Consider the following 16,777-nt stretch of genomic DNA (forward strand, 5'->3'; position numbering starts at 1 on the left):
CTAACAGAGGGTGACACATTCGTCTAGTACAAATGTCTGAGACGCTGCTAACCTGCGGTCATGGGAAACCGTGAAGACCTGCTGGACGGAGCGCGGAAAGCGATCCTCGAACGCGGTCTGGCGAAGGTGACGGCCCGCGATATCGCCGCGGCCGCCGGGGTGAGCCTGGCCGCCATCGGCTATCACTTCGGATCCAAGGACCGCCTCATCACCGAGGCGCTGACCGAAGGCATGGGCGAGGATGTCGGCGACCGCATGGAGGAGGTCATCCGCGCCGCGGACAACGACCGGCCGTTCGCGGAGACCATCGGCCCCACCTGGGACGGCCTATGCGCCATCCTCGACGACCACCACGAAAGCATGCTGCTGAGCATGGAGAACCTGGTGCGGATCGCCCGCTCCGACGACGACGCGCAGTATCTGGCCGCGGCGACCGAACACGCCTACGACGACCTCGCCCGTGCGCTCACCGACACCCACACCGCGCTCTCCCCCGACCAGGCCCGCGCGCTCGCCAAACTCCTGTTCACGCTGTTCCAGGGCGCCGCGGTACTCCGGCTCACGGCGCCCACCGCGAGCCGACTCGACGGCGAGGACCTCAGCCGCGCGGTGGCGGCCCTGCGCGGGTACTGAGCCGCGCCCCGCCGGGATTCAGGCGCCGACGGCCGCGTGCTGCCCGCCGCGCGCGGTGGCCTTGTCGGCCTTGCGCCCGGCCAGGAACCGGCCGATAGCGACACCGGCCAGGGCGGGGACGAAGATCAGCAGCACGATGAACGCCGAGGAGGCGGTCAGTTCGAACAGCAGGCCGTTGTCGCCGAGGTCGAAGCCCGGCAGGAAGTCCAGCAGCCAGCAGGCCAGGCTGCTGCCGAGCCCGCCCAGCACGGCGGCCTGCAACCAGCGGATGGTCAGGTCCGAGCCGCGCTCGGGATCGGGATGGGCCACCCGGTCGCGACGCCCGTCGAGCACACCCCAGCCGACGATCGCGGCCAGCAGCACGACCAGGCACAGCATCCGCCACCAGACCCCCTGTGTCGGCGCGTTCACCATCGCGATCCCCAGCAGCACCCGCAGCGCCACGACCAGCGCACCGAGCAGCACCCCGCGCACGACCCAAGCATTCATGGGGACCACCTTAACCGCAGCACGTTCCGAACAGAACTAGAACCCGTGTCAGAAATTCCGCGGCGTCACGAGGTCAGCGCCGCGGCCATCGCCGCGCGCGGCGCCGGACGCCCGGTGAACTGCTCGACCTGCCCATAGGCTTGTTCGAGCAGCATCTGCAGACCGCTCACGACGGTGTGCCCGGCCGCCTCCACCGCGGTGGCCAACGGCGTCGGCCACGGGTTGTAGATGGCGTCGAGCACCACCGGCGCGGTGGCGACGGCCGCCGCGATCGTGGCCGCCGCTTCCGCCGGGATCGTGCTGACCACCGCCTGGGCCTGCGCGCACGCGGCCCGCACACCGTCCGGGTCGAAACCGGCGACCGTCACGGTCAGACCGAGCTTCTCGGCGAGTTCACGGGCCGGGCGCGCCCTGCCCTCGTCCCTGGCCACGATCGTCACCGACCGCGCACCCAGCTCCCGCAGCGCCAGCAGGGCGGGCCGCGCGGTGCCGCCCGCGCCCAGCACCACGCCGGAGCCGACGCCGGTCACTCCCCCGCCGCGCAGCGCGCCGAGTACGCCGTCCACGTCGGTGCAGTCCGCCCGCCAGCCGGTCTCGGTACGCACCAGCGTGTTGGCGGAGCCGACCAGCACCGCCCGTTCGGTGCGCACGTCGGCGTAGCCGAGCGCGGCTTCCTTGCCGGGCATGGTGACCGAGAGGCCGACCCATTCCGGGCCGAGCCCGTCGACCAGGCCGGGCAGCTGCGCGGCATCGCATTCGATGCGGTCGTAGGTCCAGTCCAGGCCCAGCGCGCGGTAGGCGGCCAGGTGCAGCTGCGGTGAGCGGGAATGCCCGATGGGCTTGCCGAGCACCGCCGCCCGCCGGGGAGTCGTCGCGTCAGCGCCCACTGTCGAGGATCCCGCTTTCCATCGCCTTGTCGATATTGCGCAGGTGCTCGGCGTAGCTCTCGGTGAACAGGGTCGTGCCCTTCTGGTCGATCGTGACGAAGTACAGCCAGTTGCCCGGTTCGGGATTCTCGACCGCGCGCAAGGCGTTCAGCGACGGCGCCGCGATCGGGTTCGCGGGCAGCCCCGCCATCGCGTAGGTGTTCCAGGGGGTGACCGTGGCGCGGTCGCTGTCGGTGGTGGCGACCTCGGTGCGGTCCAGCGAATAGTTCACCGTGGAGTCGAACTGCAACGGCTGATCGATCTTCAACCGGTTGATGATCACCCGGGCGACCTTGGGCATGTCCTGCGGCAGGGCCTCGCGCTCCACCAGGGACGCCGCGATCAACGTCTCGTACGGGCTCAGCTGGGTGTTCGCCCCCGACTGCAACAGCCCGGTGGATTCGTAGCCGGCCGCGCTGGCGGTGATCAGTTCGCGCAGGATCTGCTGCGGGCTGCCGCTGGGATCGAAGTCCCAGGTGCCCGCCGCGATCAGGCCCTCGATCTGCCTGCGGCGGTCGGGTGCCGCACGCACGGCCGCCTCGGCCCAGGACGGCACGCCCAGCCCGGCCAGATCGGCACTGGCCCCCGCGGCGTCGAGTTCCTCGTAGGTCACGCACTTGCGTTCGGCGCCGGTGCCCACACAGCTGGCGTCGGCGATCTTGGTGTAGATGCCCTCCTTGCGGGCGCCGGTGTTCACGTCGTGCTGGTCGTGCAGTTGACGTCCCTCCGAGATCACCAGGTTGCCGACGCGGGAGTTCTTGCCGAGCAGCGCGGCGACCGCATCGGCGGCCGGGCTGCGGCTGGGAATCTGGTAGTAGCCCGGCTGCACCGCGTTCATGCCGGAATTGCGCACCGCCGCCTCGAAGAACGCGTCGGCGCTGGCCACCACGCCCTTGTCGTACATGGATTTCGCGATCTGGCTCGCGGTGTCGCCGGGATGCACCCGCACCACCACCAGCGGTCCGGGCGGACCGGCGAAGTCCTCGGCGGGGGCGAAGTCGTCGGTCAGCTTCATCACCGCGAAGGTGCCCGCACCGCCGAGCAACAGGACGAAGACGGCGGCCAGCACCCAGGTGGTGTGCCTGCGGCGTTCCCGCTCGGCGGCCTTGCGGGAGGCCGCGCGCGAGGCTTTCCTCCCCTTCGACTGCGGGCGCCCCGATCGCTCCGGACGGCCCGCCGCGCCCTTGCCGCGGCTGCGGGCCGCCGCGCCCTCGGCCCGAGCACGCCCGGACGCCGACCGGGTGCGTCCCCCGTCTGCTGTGCGGCCGGACGGCCGGGGCTTACCGGAACCGCGAGGGCGAGCGGCGGACTCGGTGCGGGCCGGCCGGCCGGCGGCCGCGGCGGACCGGCGCCCCCGGGCGGTGGGCTGCTCGTGGTCCGGGTCCTCGGGGTAGTCCGCGTAGGCCGGCTCGACCGCGCCGGATTCGCCTGCGGCCGAGCGGAACTCGTCGTAGGCGGGCTCGTCGTCGGTGTAGCGGGGGATGACGGCGGTGTCGTCGTCGTAGTCGTCCCACTCGTCGTGCGCGGGCGCCGAGCGGGCGCTGCGCTCCCACGCCGCGTCGTCACGCCGGTACCTGCGGTCGGCTTCCCGTTGCCGGTACCGCTCCTCCGCTCGTGTCCACCGGTCCGTCATGCATCATCTCCGGACGACGCCGCCGACTCCGCTTCCCCGACCGACCTCATCACCGCACTCCGTTCGTCCAACCATCCCTGCAGGATCGATACGGCCGCCGCCTGATCGATCACCTGCCGCTGGCCACGCGCGCGAACTCCACTGTCCCGCAAAGCACGTGCAGCAGACACCGTAGTCAAACGTTCGTCGGAAAGGCGTATCGCCACGTCGGGGATTTCGCGCCGCAATCTTTCGGCGAACGCGATCGCCGCGGTCGCGGCGCTGCCCTTCTCCCCGCGTAACGTCCTGGGCAGGCCGACAATGACCTCGACAGCCTCGTACTCCCGCACAATTTCGGCAATTCTGGCGATGTCGGGGGAGACGGTGCCGCGCGGAACCTTCTTCGCGCGCGGCACGGTCTCCACCGGGGTGGCGAGGATGCCGTCCGGGTCGCTCGAGGCGACCCCGATGCGGACACTTCCGACGTCGATGCCGAGGCGTCGCCCCCGCCCCGGGTCGGTGGCGGGGTCGGGGCGCTCGGAACGCTCCTGCGCGTCCATCAGCCGGCGATTTCGGCCACCCGGGCGCGCACGGCGGCCAGCCCCGCCGGAATACCGGACGGATCCGATCCGGCGCCCTGCGCCATCTCGGGTTTGCCGCCACCGCGGCCCGCGATGCTGGGGCCGAAGCTGCCGACCAGCTCGCCGGCCTTGACACCGATCTCCTGAGCGGACTTGTTAACCGCCACCACGAACGGCACCTTGCCGTCGGCGTTGCCCAGCAGCACCACCACGGCGGGTTCACTGCCGAACCGGCCGCGGATGTCGGTGGCCAGTGTGCGCAGATCACCCGCGGCGACACCTTCGGGCGCGGCGGCGGCGACCAGCAGCACCCGGCCGACCCGCTCGGCCTCCTCGACGAACTTGCCCGCCGACGACAGCACCGCGGCGATCTTGGTGCGTTCGAGCTCCTTCTCGGCAACCTTGAGCCGCTCCACCAACTGCTCGACGCGGGCGGGCACCTCCTCCGAGGGCACCTTCAGCGACGACGCGACACCGGCGAGCAGCGCGCGCTCCTTGGCCAGGTACTTGTAGGAGTCCAGCCCGACGAAGGCCTCCACGCGGCGCACACCGGACCCGACCGACGACTCGCCCAGCAGCGTGATGGGGCCGATCTGCGAGGAGTGCTGCACGTGCGTGCCGCCGCACAGCTCCATCGAGAACGGGCCGCCGATCTCCACGACGCGCACCTCGTCGCCGTAGTTCTCGCCGAACAGCGCCAGCGCGCCCATCTGCTTGGCCTTGGGCAGGTCGGTGACGAAGGTGTTCACCGGGAAGTCCGCGCCGACGGCGTCGTTGGAGACCGCTTCGATGTCGGCCTTCTGCTGCTCGCTGAGCTGGCCCTGCCAGTTGAAGTCGAAGCGCAGGTAGCCGGGCTTGTTGAGCGAACCCGCCTGCACCGCGTTCGGGCCGAGCACCTGCCGCAGCGCGGCGTGCACCATGTGGGTGCCGGAGTGGCCCTGGGTGGCGCCGCGCCGCCAGGCCGGGTCGGCCTGGGCGAGCACCACATCGCCCTCGGTGATCTGCCCCTGCTCGACGGTGGTCTTGTGCACCCACAGCTTCTTGGCGATCTTCTGCACGTCGTTGACGCGCAGCTTCAGCCCGGACGCGGTGATCGAGCCGCGGTCGGCGATCTGCCCACCGGACTCGGCGTAGAGCGGGCTCCGGTCGAGGATGACCTCGACGTCCTGGCCCTGCGTGGCGGTGGGCACCCGCACGCCGTCGGCGATCAGGGCCAGCACGTGCGCTTCGGAGGTGAGCTCGTCGAAACCGGTGAACTCGGTGGCGCCGCGGTCGACGAGCTCCTTGTAGATGCTCAGGTCGGCATGGGCGTGCTTGCGGGCGGCGGCGTCCTCCTTGGCGCGCCGGCGCTGCTCGGCCATGAGCGAGCGGAAGCCCTCCTCGTCGACCGAGAGACCGGCCTCGGCCGCCATCTCCAGGGTGAGGTCGATGGGGAAGCCGTAGGTGTCGTGCAGGGTGAACGCGTCGGCGCCGGCGATCTTGGTGCCGCCCTTGGCCTTCACCGCCGCGGCGGTGTTGTCGAACAACGTCGAGCCGGTGGTCAGCGTCTTGAGGAACGCCGTCTCCTCGCCGACGGCCACGGTCCGGATCCGGTCGAAATCGGTGGCCAGCTCCGGGTAGGACGGCGACATGAGGTCGCTGACGACCTGCATGAACTCCGCCATCACCGGCTTCTCGGCGCCCAGCAGCCGCGCCGAGCGCACGATACGGCGCAGCAGGCGGCGCAACACGTAGCCGCGCCCGTCGTTGCCCGGGTTGACGCCGTCGGAGATCAGCATCGCCGCGGTGCGGGCGTGGTCGGCGATCACCCGGAAGCGCACGTCGGAGGCGTGCTCGGCGCCGTACCGGCGACCGGTGAGCTCCTCGGCCTTGCCGATGATCGGGCGCAGCAGGTCGGTCTCGTAGACGTTGTCCACGCCCTGCAGCAGCATGGCGACACGCTCGATGCCCATGCCGGTGTCGATGTTCTTCTTCGGCAGCGACCCGATCGGCGGATGGCCCTGCTTGGGGCTCAGCTCACCGCGCACGTCCTGCATGAAGACGAGGTTCCAGATCTCCAGGTAGCGGTCCTCGTCGGCGACCGGGCCGCCGTCCTTGCCGTAGGCCGGGCCGCGGTCGAAGTAGATCTCCGAACACGGGCCACCCGGGCCGGGCACGCCCATGTCCCAGTAGTTGTCCTTGCCGTCGCGGAACTGGATCCGCTCCTTCGGGATGCCGGCCACGCGGTGCCAGATCTCGGCGGCCTCGGGATCGTCCTGGTAGGCGGTGACCCAGATGCGTTCGGGATCGAAGCCGAAACCGCCCTCGGACTGGGGCTTGCTGATCAGCTCCCAGGCGAGGGTGATGGCGCCTTCCTTGAAGTAGTCGCCGAAGGAGAAATTGCCCGCCATCTGGAAGAAGGTGTTGTGGCGGGTGGTGACACCGACCTCCTCGATGTCTCCGGTGCGCACGCACTTCTGCACGCTGGTCGCGCGCGGATACGGCGGCGCCTCCTGGCCCAGGAAGTACGGCTTGAACTGGACCATGCCCGCGTTGACGAACAGCAGGTTGGGGTCGGCCAGGATCAGCGAGGCACTGGGTACCTCGGTGTGTCCGGCACGGACGAAATGGTCCAGGAAACGCCGTCGAATCTCGTGGGTCTGCACAGGTATCCAGCCTACCGGGGCCGCGCACCTGCTTTTTCATCGCCCGGCCCGGGCGCGGACGGCCGCCGCGGCGCCGCTACCGGCCGCGCACGATCCGCCGCAATTTCTCCACCCGCGTACCGATCTCGCGCTCGTAGCCGTGGTCGGTCGGCCGGTAGTAGTCGGCGCCGACGAGTTCGTCGGGCGGGTACTGCTGGGCCAGCACCCCGTCCGGATCGTCGTGCGGGTACTTGTAGCCCTGCGCGTTGCCCAGCTTCGCCGCCCCCGCGTAGTGGCCGTCGCGCAGGTGCGGCGGCACCGCGCCCGCCTTGCCCGCGGAGATGTCGGCCATGGCGGCGCCCAGCGCGGCCGGGACCGCGCCCGACTTCGGCGCGGTGGCCAGGTGGATGGTGGCGTGCGTCAGCGTCAGCTGGGCCTCGGGCATGCCGATCAACTGCACCACGTGGGCGGCGGCCACCGCCGTCTGCAATGCGCTCGGATCGGCCATGCCGATGTCCTCGCTGGCCGAGATCACCAGGCGGCGGGCGATGAAGCGCGGATCCTCCCCCGCGCTGAGCATCCTGGCCAGATAGTGCAGGGCGGCGTCGACGTCGGAGCCGCGGATGGACTTGATGAACGCGCTCACCACGTCGTAGTGCTGGTCGCCCGCGCGGTCGTAGCGCACGGCGGCCCGGTCCACGCTGGCCTCGACCAGATCGAGGTCGACGACGCCGTCGAGCGAGGACTCCGCCGAGGCCTCCAGCGCGGTCAGCGCCCGGCGCGCGTCCCCGCCCGCGATGCGCACGATGTGATCGAGCGCGGCATCGGTGACCTGATAGGCGCCGCCGAAGCCGCGCGGGTCGGCCAGCGCACGATCGAGCACGGTCCGGATGTCGGCGTCGGTGAGCGAACGCAGCTGCAACACCAGCGACCGCGACAGCAACGGCGAGACCACCGAAAACGACGGATTCTCGGTGGTGGCACCGACCAGCAGCACGATGCGGTTCTCCACCGCCGCCAGCAACGCGTCCTGTTGCGTCTTGGAGAAGCGGTGCACCTCGTCGATGAACAACACGGTGCGCTCGCCCGCGGTCAGCCGCCTGCGCGCCAGGTCGATGACCGCACGCACCTCCTTCACCCCCGCCGACAACGCCGAGAGCGCCTCGAACCGGCGCCCGGTCGCCTGCGAGATCAACGAGGCCAGCGTCGTCTTGCCGGTGCCCGGCGGCCCGAACAGCAGCACCGAAGCCGCGCCCGAGCCCTCGATGAGCCGACGCAGCGGGGACCCCGGGCCCAGCAGATGCTGCTGACCGACCACCTCCTCCAACGACCGCGGCCGCATCCGCACCGCCAGCGGAGCCTGGTCGCCCGGGCCGCGGAAGTCGACGCCCGCGCCGTCGATTCCCGGGTCCGGCGCGGCTTCGCTCGGCACGTCGAAAAGCCCGTCGCTCATGTTTTCGACCGTACCGGCGCGCGCCGACAGCACCGTGCGCAACCTCCCCGCACACCGCCCGATTTGCGAGCGCGGACGGCATCGGCTGGGATCTGTGCCGTGGCCGAGAAGGAATCGTTCGCCCGTCGCACGCTGTTCAAGGGCGGCGCGGTCGCAGCCGCCGTCACCGCGGTATCGATCGCCCCGGGCGCGCGGGCCGCGGGCCCGGTGTTCCGGCACGGGGTCGCCTCGGGCGACCCGCTGCCCACCGGCGTCGTGATCTGGACCCGCGTCACCGTCTCCGACGAGGCGCTGCCCGGTTCCGGGGCCGGGGAACCCGCGGCCGTGCACTGGGAACTCGCCCGCGACGAGCGGTTCACCCAGGTGGCGGCGTCCGGCACCGTCGTGACGACCGCCGACACCGACCACACCGTGAAGATCGACGTCACCGGCCTGGCGCCCGCGCGCGACTACTTCTACCGGTTCACCGCCTTCGGCCAGCACTCCCCCACCGGCCGCACCCGCACCGCCCCCGCCGCCGACGCCTCCCCCGAGCGGCTGCGTTTCGGCGTCGTGTCGTGCGCGAACTGGGAAGCGGGCTGGTTCGGCGCCTACCGGCACCTGGCCACGCGCGACGACCTCGACGCGATCGTCCACCTCGGCGACTACCTCTACGAGTACGCCCGCGGCGAATACGGCACCGGCCTGCGCGCCCACGAACCCGCGCACGAGATCCGCACCCTGGCCGACTACCGCGTCCGGCACGGCCAGTACAAGACCGACCCCGACCTGGCCGCCCTGCACGCCCGGTTGCCGTTCATCTGCACCTGGGACGACCACGAATCCGCCGACAACTCCTGGTCGGGCGGCGCCGGCAACCACGACCCGGCCACCGAGGGTGACTGGACCGACCGCCGCGCCGCCTCCGCCCGCGCCTATCTGGAATGGATGCCGGTGCGAGCGGGCGGGTCCGGCGACGAGGTGCGGATCTACCGCCGGCTCCGGTTCGGCGACCTGGCCGAACTGTCCATGCTCGACCTGCGCAGCTACCGCGACGAGGAGGTCGTCCCCGGCGCGCAGTGGCGCTCGGTGGACGACCCCGAACGCACCATCACCGGCCGCGAGCAACTCGAATGGCTCACCGCGGGGCTCACCACCGCGCCGGTGCGGTGGAAACTGGTGGGCAACTCGGTGATGATCGCGCCCCTGCTGTTCCCGCCGCTGGAACCGGCCACCACCGAGGCACTCACCGCTGTGCTCGGCGTGCCGCGCGCGGGCGCACCGGTCAACGCCGACCAGTGGGACGGCTACACCGCCGACCGGCAGCGGCTGTTCCGGGCCATCACCGAGAACAGGGTCGGCGACGTGGTGTTCCTGACCGGCGACATCCACTCCTCCTGGGCCGCCGACCTCCCCGTGGATGCCGCGAACTATCCGGGCGGCCCGACCGCCGGTGCGGAGTTCGTCGTGCCGTCGGTCACCTCGGCGAGCATCGGCGAACTGCTGAAGGCACCGCCCCGCACGGCCGCGGTACCGGTGGAGGAGGCGATCAAGGCCGCCAACCACCACCTGCGCTACGTCGAACTCGAATCGCACGGCTACGGCGTGCTCGACGTGACCGCGGACCGCACCCAGATGGACTGGTTCTACCTCCTGAACGTCGACGACCCGGCGTCCCCGGTCCGGCACGGTGCCTCGTTCGCGGTACCCGCGGGAGGGCGCGTCCAGCCCCAGCCGGGACCGGTCGCCTGAGCCTCACTCGGCCCAGCGTTCCTCCAGCATCGCCGAGACCTCGTCGGCGAAATCCCCGATGACGTCGTCGCCGGTGCAGCGCGCGTCCTCGGCCAGAGCCGCCCAGCGGTTGATCAGCGCCGCCGACCGCGGCACCGACAACCCGTGCTCCCGCGCGGCGGCGATGCGGGTGTGGTCGGCGGGCAGGAACCAGTAGGTCGTCAGCCACACCCAGATCAGGCGCGCCTCCAGGATCCGCTCGGCCAGCACGGCGTCGTCGGCCAGCGCGGGGAACACCCCGACCACCTCGGCGCGCCACGCCTCCACCATCTGCCTGGCCCGTTCCCGCGACAGCTCCACGTCGCACAGGCACCCGGGGAACGACACCAGCGCGTACGCGATGTCGAGGGTCGCGTCGCGGAAACCGCCCCACTCGTAGTCGAGGAACCGGGCGCCGTCGTTGTTGAGCATCACGTTGTCCGGGCACAGGTCCGACGGGCTGAACGCCCGGAACCGCCCGGCCGAGAACAGCCGGTTACCGCGGACGATCCGCTCGGCGATCTCGACCGGCACCGTCAAGCCCAGCTCCCGCTGCAACAGGCGCGGCACTTCCGCCACGGCGGCCTCGGCCTGCTGGGCGATGCCGTCGACCCGGTGCACCACGTCCACCCGGCGCAGCAGCGCCACGAAGTCGGCCTCGCGACCCACGGTCGCCGCGTGCATGCGGCCCAGCGCCTGCGCGAACGCCATCAGCGCGTTGCGGGTGGCGGGTTCGGCGCCGGAGCGCAGCACCGCCGTGAGGCCCGCGTTCTCGCCGAGATCGGACAGGATCAACAGCCGGTCGGGCAGGCTGTAGGCGATCAGGTAGGCGCCCGGACGCTGGTCCCGGCCGAGCGAGGTGGTGAACTGGTAGGAGACCGCTTCGCGCAGGAACGCCGAGTCGACGCTGGCCACGCCCGGCGCCAGCCCGCCCGTGGTGCGGTCCTGGGCACCGCCGCGCACCTGCTTGACGATCAGCGTCCGCGGTAGCGAGAAAGCGTTCTCCGCGACACGCACACGTAGGACCGTCGTCCTACCACTTCCGCTGAGTTCGATCGGATCGCTCAGCTTCACCGGAGCACCCATTCGCTTGGTGAGCAACTGCTGTGCTGCGGACACGACGTCGGCGGCGCGTTCGGCCAATAGTGCGGTCATCGCCTCTCAAGCTACTCGCTTCGGGTCACTTCTAGCGAGCGGTTACACAACCTTTCCGCGTCGCTCGGCGTGTCCACCTGGTGTTGCTGCGCGGACACGATCGAGTGGGTCGGGTCCACCTTGACACCATCGCACGCGTCCGGTTTTCTCATCGTGAACTGCTCTGCGCCACTTCGCAAACCAGTTGTCCGGAAAGGTCTACGACTGTGACCGACACACCGTCCTCCGCACCGAAGGATCCGGCCGGAGGCGACGCCTCGGTGCGAGGTGGCGACCCTCACCCCGGTTCGCCGCCGAACCTTCCGCCGCCGAACCTTCCGCCGCCGCAGGGGGCGCCGACGCCGGGTCCGCAGTACGGCCCGCCCGGCTCCGCGCCCGCCGACCAGCCGGTGTACGGCTATCAGCAACTCGCCGCACCCACCACGTTGGACGTCGGCAACGCGATCAGCTACGGACTGGAGAAGTTCCGGTCGAATATGGCTCCGTGGCTTGCTGTTACGGCCGTCGGCGTGGTCATCTACCTGACCTTCCTGTTGGTGGTGCAGACCTTCGAGCCGAATTCGCTGCTGTCGCTGGTGTTGCTGTTCCTGGCGGTGATGGTCGGGCTGTGGCTGTTGCAGGCGGCGATGGTGCGCGGCGCGCTGCACGAAACAGACGGCGTCAAACCCGTTTTCGGCTCCTTCTTCCAGGTCCTCAACGCGGGCAACGTGCTGCTCACCGCGCTGCTGGCGTTCCTGGGGACGTGGCTGGGCCTCGCCCTGTGCGTGTTGCCCGGCCTGGCTGTGGGCGTGCTGTGCATGTTCTCGCTGCACTTCGTCGTCGACCAGGATCTGGGCCCGATCGATGCCATCCGCGCCAGCGCGATGCTCGTGGCCCGCAACCCGGTGCAGGTGCTGCTGCTCGCGCTGTCGGTCGTGGTGATCACCCTGCTCGGCCTGCTGGCCTGCGGCATCGGTGTGCTGATCGCCGGACCGGTGTGCGTGCTCGCGGTCACCTACGCCTACCGGGGTCTCACCGGCGGCACACTGGTTCCCGCCTGAGGCGCTTCCGTCGCGCTACCGCGAATCGGCCGCGACCCGTCCGGGGCCGCGGCCGATTCCGTCGTGGGGGGCCTCAGCCCGCCTGTTCGGCCTTCTTCGCCTCGGCCTGTTCCGGCTTGGCGTCCAGCCCCGCCTCCTTGCGCTGCTGCGCGGTGATCGGGGCGGGCGCGTCGGTGAGCGGGTCGACGCCGCCGCCGGTCTTCGGGAAGGCGATCACCTCGCGGATCGAGTCCAGTCCCGCCAGCAGCGCGACGATGCGGTCCCAGCCGAAGGCGATGCCGCCGTGCGGGGGCGCGCCGTAGGCGAAGGCGTCCAGCAGGAAGCCGAACTTCTCCTGCGCCTCCTGCTCGCCGATACCCATCACCTTGAACACCCGCTCCTGCACGTCACGGCGGTGGATACGGATCGAGCCGCCACCGATCTCGTTGCCGTTGCAGACGATGTCGTAGGCGTAGGCCAACGCCGACCCCGGGTCGGTGTCGAAGGTGTCCAGCGACTCCGGCTTGGGCGAAGTGAACGCGTGATGCACGGCCGTCCACGCCGAGTGCCCGAGCGCGACGTCACCGCTGGCGGTCGCGTCGTCGGCGGGCTCGAACAGCGGCGCGTCCACGATCCACACGAACGACCAGGCGTTCTCGTCGATCAGGCCGACCTTGCGCGCGATCTCCCCGCGCGCCGCGCCGAGCAGCGCCCGCTGCGCCTTGGCCGGGCCCGCGGCGAAGAACACGCAGTCGCCCGGCTCCGCGCCCACGTGCTTGGCCAGCCCCTCGCGCTCGGCGTCGCTGAGGTTCTTGGCGACCGGACCTCCGAGGCTGCCGTCCTCGTTGACCAGCACATACGCCAGGCCCTTCGCCCCGCGCTGCTTGGCCCACTCCTGCCAGGCGTCGAGCTGGCGCCGCGGCTGACTCGCCCCACCGGGCATCACCACGGCGCCGACGTAGGGCGCCTGGAACACCCGGAACGGGGTGTCCTCGAAGTACTCGGTGCACTCGGTGATCTCGACGCCGAACCGCAGGTCGGGCTTGTCGGAACCGAAGCGGCGCATCGCCTCGGCGTAGGTCATGTGCGGGATCGGGGTCGGGATCTCGTAGCCGATCAGCTTCCACAGCGCGACCAGGATCTCCTCGGCGAGCAGGATCACGTCGGCCTGCTCCACGAAGCTCATCTCGATGTCGAGCTGGGTGAACTCCGGCTGCCGGTCGGCGCGGAAGTCCTCGTCGCGGTAGCAGCGGGCGATCTGGAAGTACCGTTCGATGCCACCCACCATGAGCAGCTGCTTGAACAGCTGCGGGCTCTGCGGCAGCGCGTAGAAGTTGCCCGGCTGCAGGCGCGCCGGCACCAGGAAGTCACGCGCGCCCTCGGGCGTGGACTTGGTCAGCGTCGGGGTCTCCACCTCGACGAACTCGTGCCGGGCCAGCACCTCGCGGGCAGCGGCGTTGACCTTGGAGCGCAGCCGGATGGCATGGGCAGGGCCCTCGCGGCGCAGGTCCAGGTAGCGGTGCTTGAGGCGGGCCTCCTCGCCGGGCTGCTCGTCGAGCTGGAACGGCAGCGGCGCGCTCTCGTTGAGCACCTCCAGCTCGCGGACGTTCACCTCGATCTGCCCGGTCGGCAGTTCCGGGTTCTCGTTGCCGTCGGGCCGCTGCTCGACCACGCCGGTGACCCGCACGCAGTACTCCGCGCGCAGCCGATGCGCCTGTTCGGCGGCCTCGCCCTCGCGGAACACCGCCTGCGACACCCCCGAGGCGTCGCGCAGATCGATGAAGATCACCCCACCGTGGTCGCGCCGCCGGGCCACCCATCCGGTGAGGGTGACGGTCTGACCGGCATGCTCGCTTCGCAGCGAACCAGCCAAGTGGGTGCGCAGCACGGGATTCCTTTCGACGATTTCTCACACCGGTACGGGCGTCGACCAGGTGCGCTTGCCATCGTAGTGAGACGCGATCGGCGAGTGGAAACCGATATCGGCCGGGCCCGTGTCAAGCTGTAGCCGAATGGGCTCCCACCGGCGGGGTATCCCGCGCGGGGCAGCGGCGTGGCAGAACAGAAAGCGACAGCGATGACCTTCAACGAAGGCCTGCAGATCGACCCGGCCCGGGCGTCCTCCGGCGGCGGTCCCGGCATGGGCGGCAAGCTCGCGCTCGGCGGCGGTGCGGGCGGCCTCATCCTGCTGGTGATCACGCTGCTGCTCGGCGGCGACCCCGGCTCGGTCCTGGGCCAGTTCACCGGCGCGCAGGACAACGGGCAGGTCCAGCCCGGCACCGCGGGCACCCCCGAACACTGCCGCACCGGCGCCGACGCCAACCGCTACGTCGACTGCCGCGTCGTGCTGACCGCGCAGAGCCTCGACGCCGTGTGGGCGGGCGAGCTGCCCGAACAGACCGGCGTGCGCTACTCCGAGCCGAAGCTGCGCCTGTTCTCCGGCGCCGTCGCCACCGGCTGCGGCAACGCCACCAGCGAGGTGGGTCCGTTCTACTGCCCCGCCGACCAGACCGCCTACTTCGACGTCAGCTTCTTCCAAGAGCTCGTCGACCGCTTCGGCTCCAGCGGCGGCCCGCTGGCCCAGGAGTACGTCGTCGCCCACGAGGTCGGCCACCACATCCAGAACCAGCTCGGCGACCTCGGCCGCGCCCAGCAGGATCCGCGCGGGGCCGACTCCGGCGCCGTCCGCACCGAGCTCCAGGCCGACTGCTACGCGGGCCTGTGGGCCCACTACGCCGACAAGACACCCGCCCCCGGCAGCAGCGAGCCCTTCTTGCGGCCGCTCACCGACACCGACATCCGCGACGCCCTCTCCGCCGCCTCCGCCGTCGGCGACGACCGCATCCAGCGCGCCGCCCAGGGCCGGGTGAACCCCGAGGCCTGGACGCACGGCTCCTCCGACCAGCGCCAGAAGTGGTTCCTCACCGGCTACCGCACCGGCCGGGTCGACGCCTGCGACACCTACTCCGCGAGCGACCTGAACAACCCGCCCGCGCTGCGCTGACACGCCCGCCGCGCGGCGGGCGCGGCGGCCCCGGTCCTGTCATGATCTATGCCGCGCCGAGCGCGCACCCGCCCCGACCTGGGGCGGGCCTCATCGAGAAGGGGATATGACATGCGAAGGATCGCGTCGGCGCTGCTGGTCGCGGCGCTGGCACTGACGAGCGCGGGCGCGGTCGCCACGGCCGAAAGCGAACCGGCCGCAACCGGTTTCGCCCTCGTCACACTGACCACGATGCCCGCGGGCTGGAGCCAGCGCACCGACCTGCGCCCGCACCTGCAGGTCTACGCTGACGGCCGCGCCGTGCACCGCCCCGACGCCACCGCCCCCGACCGCGACCCCGGCACCGAACCCCGCGAGGTCGTCGGCACGGTGCCCCGCGAAGCACTGGACAAGGCGCTCACCGAGATCCGCGCCCTCGCCGACACCGATTTCGGCGTCCCCGCCGGCACCGACCAGGGCAGCCAGATCATCGACCTGATGCCCGAGAACCCCGCCGAGGACGTGCACCTGATCCTCTACGCTCCCGACGCCACCGACGGTCTCTCCGCCGAACAGCGCGACGCCCGCACCCGGTTCACCGCTCTGTATCGAGGACTCCTCGACGCCTTCCGCGGCACCAGCTGAGGGACAGTCGCTCCCGCGTGGGAGCGGCATCGACCGATCGGCTGTCCGGCGTGCGCACCCGTCCTCGGGCCGCGACGCGACGGTCAGTAGTCGGCGTCGGCGTGCAGGCGGTTCAGCGTGGTGATGATCCAGTCGGTGAAGTGCCGGGTCAGCTCGGCCGGGGTGGTCGGGCGGACGGTGATGTGGGCGCCGCGGTGCTCGGTGTAGCGGCCGTCGTCGGTGATGTCGTACCACTGCAGCACGTCGAGCGGTCGCGCCGCCGAGTGCAGCGGGCCGGTCAGCAGGGCAGCGGTGCCACCACCGTCGGCTTGCCTGCCGAGCAGGCGGCGGTAGCGTTCGCGAGGAGTGTTGCGCGCGTTGTCCTGGAGGTAGCCGTCCCGCCTAGGCTGGAGATCGGTCGGGTGGAACGTCTCCGGCCGCTCGTTTCCCGGACGGCACGCGGGCACGGCCTGGGTGAGGCGGGCCGGGAGCTGGTCGGCATCGAAGGCGCGCAGACGGATCGGGCCGTGCTCGGTCTCGGTGCCGTGCTGCGTGAGAACCACCGCGCGGTGACCCGCCCGGGCACCGAGCACCCGGTACTCGCGCAGATCGTCGCGTCCCGTGCTGTTGCGGTGCCGGCAACTCCCACCCAGGATCTCGATCCGGATGTCGGAGGCGGCCAGGGTGCGCAGGGCGGCCGCGATCTCGTCGAGCTCGTCGGCGCTGTATCGGTTGCGCACCGCGACCCGGTGCGCGGCGGCCTCGTCGTGGAACGCGAACCGGCTCAGATGCCGCAGCGGACCCGGGATGCGGTCATGGGCGTCCCCCAGCCACAGCGCCGCGAAATCATCGGTGTCCCAAGTCCACTCGGACATACCCCATCCCCTCTCGGCGGCGCCGTCCCGCGCCGTCGTGCACAGCCGCACCGG

Annotated in this window: 14 protein-coding genes; 5 read left to right on the forward strand and 9 right to left on the reverse strand. The window is 71.2% G+C overall.

Features of this window, described 5'->3' with window-relative positions; translation table 11 throughout:
* Window positions 1-60 precede the first annotated feature (60 nt).
* Window positions 61-633: a TetR/AcrR family transcriptional regulator gene (locus CRM89_RS12170; protein WP_098084043.1), complete on the forward strand. Its 573-nt coding sequence runs from the start codon at window positions 61-63 to the stop codon at window positions 631-633.
* 18 nt (window positions 634-651) lie between these two features.
* Here CRM89_RS12170 and CRM89_RS12175 read toward each other — a convergent pair whose 3' ends face one another.
* The 6 genes from CRM89_RS12175 to CRM89_RS12200 form a co-directional block, all read right to left on the reverse strand.
* Window positions 652-1,122 carry a B-4DMT family transporter gene (locus tag CRM89_RS12175; RefSeq protein WP_041560242.1) on the reverse strand — a complete coding sequence of 157 codons (471 nt, stop codon included), beginning with the start codon at window positions 1,120-1,122 and terminating at the stop codon, window positions 652-654.
* A 65-nt stretch (window positions 1,123-1,187) separates the two neighbouring features.
* Window positions 1,188-2,009, reverse strand: coding sequence for a shikimate dehydrogenase (locus tag CRM89_RS12180; RefSeq protein ID WP_060590118.1), 822 nt, complete (start codon window positions 2,007-2,009; stop codon window positions 1,188-1,190).
* Window positions 1,999-3,681 carry an endolytic transglycosylase MltG gene (gene mltG / locus CRM89_RS12185; RefSeq protein ID WP_098084044.1) on the reverse strand — a complete coding sequence of 561 codons (1,683 nt, stop codon included), beginning with the start codon at window positions 3,679-3,681 and terminating at the stop codon, window positions 1,999-2,001. Before mltG ends, CRM89_RS12180 begins: the two co-directional genes overlap by 11 nt.
* Window positions 3,678-4,220, reverse strand: a complete 543-nt coding sequence (gene ruvX / locus CRM89_RS12190; RefSeq protein ID WP_060590114.1) for a Holliday junction resolvase RuvX — start codon at window positions 4,218-4,220, stop codon at window positions 3,678-3,680. The genes mltG and ruvX overlap by 4 nt, the downstream gene beginning before the upstream one ends.
* A complete protein-coding gene (alaS, locus tag CRM89_RS12195; protein ID WP_098084045.1) occupies window positions 4,220-6,886 on the reverse strand; it encodes an alanine--tRNA ligase in 2,667 nt (888 codons plus the stop codon). Before alaS ends, ruvX begins: the two co-directional genes overlap by 1 nt.
* Window positions 6,887-6,962: 76 nt before the next feature.
* Entirely contained in the window at window positions 6,963-8,318 is a 1,356-nt protein-coding gene (locus CRM89_RS12200; RefSeq protein WP_011210178.1) for a replication-associated recombination protein A, read from the reverse strand.
* Window positions 8,319-8,417: 99 nt separating this feature from the next.
* Between CRM89_RS12200 and CRM89_RS12205 the strand changes: the two genes are divergently transcribed.
* Window positions 8,418-10,049 (forward strand): alkaline phosphatase, encoded by a 1,632-nt coding sequence (locus CRM89_RS12205; protein ID WP_098084046.1) that lies wholly within the window; start codon window positions 8,418-8,420, stop codon window positions 10,047-10,049.
* 3 nt (window positions 10,050-10,052) lie between these two features.
* Here the strand turns inward: CRM89_RS12205 and CRM89_RS12210 are convergent, their stop codons facing one another.
* Window positions 10,053-11,222, reverse strand: coding sequence for a phosphotransferase family protein (locus tag CRM89_RS12210; protein ID WP_041560243.1), 1,170 nt, complete (start codon window positions 11,220-11,222; stop codon window positions 10,053-10,055).
* A 206-nt stretch (window positions 11,223-11,428) separates the two neighbouring features.
* Here CRM89_RS12210 and CRM89_RS12215 point away from each other — a divergent pair, with 206 nt between their 5' ends.
* Window positions 11,429-12,262 carry a hypothetical protein gene (locus tag CRM89_RS12215; RefSeq protein WP_098084047.1) on the forward strand — a complete coding sequence of 278 codons (834 nt, stop codon included), beginning with the start codon at window positions 11,429-11,431 and terminating at the stop codon, window positions 12,260-12,262.
* A gap of 73 nt (window positions 12,263-12,335) precedes the next feature.
* On the opposite strand, the gene aspS is transcribed toward CRM89_RS12215, so the two are convergent.
* Window positions 12,336-14,129, reverse strand: a complete 1,794-nt coding sequence (aspS, locus tag CRM89_RS12220) for an aspartate--tRNA ligase (RefSeq protein ID WP_098084048.1) — start codon at window positions 14,127-14,129, stop codon at window positions 12,336-12,338.
* Window positions 14,130-14,318: 189 nt separating this feature from the next.
* Between aspS and CRM89_RS12225 the strand changes: the two genes are divergently transcribed.
* Window positions 14,319-15,245 carry a neutral zinc metallopeptidase gene (locus CRM89_RS12225; RefSeq protein WP_098084049.1) on the forward strand — a complete coding sequence of 309 codons (927 nt, stop codon included), beginning with the start codon at window positions 14,319-14,321 and terminating at the stop codon, window positions 15,243-15,245.
* Between the two features lie 111 nt (window positions 15,246-15,356).
* Window positions 15,357-15,869 (forward strand): hypothetical protein, encoded by a 513-nt coding sequence (locus CRM89_RS12230; protein WP_098084050.1) that lies wholly within the window; start codon window positions 15,357-15,359, stop codon window positions 15,867-15,869.
* Window positions 15,870-15,952: 83 nt separating this feature from the next.
* On the opposite strand, the gene CRM89_RS12235 is transcribed toward CRM89_RS12230, so the two are convergent.
* The gene (locus CRM89_RS12235) at window positions 15,953-16,723 is read right to left on the reverse strand and encodes an ESX secretion-associated protein EspG (protein WP_228821950.1); all 771 of its coding nucleotides are present in this window, start codon (window positions 16,721-16,723) and stop codon (window positions 15,953-15,955) included.
* Window positions 16,724-16,777: the final 54 nt, after the last annotated feature.

It is taken from the genome of Nocardia sp. FDAARGOS_372 (assembly GCF_002554515.1).
Classification (GTDB): Bacteria; Actinomycetota; Actinomycetes; order Mycobacteriales; family Mycobacteriaceae; genus Nocardia; species Nocardia farcinica.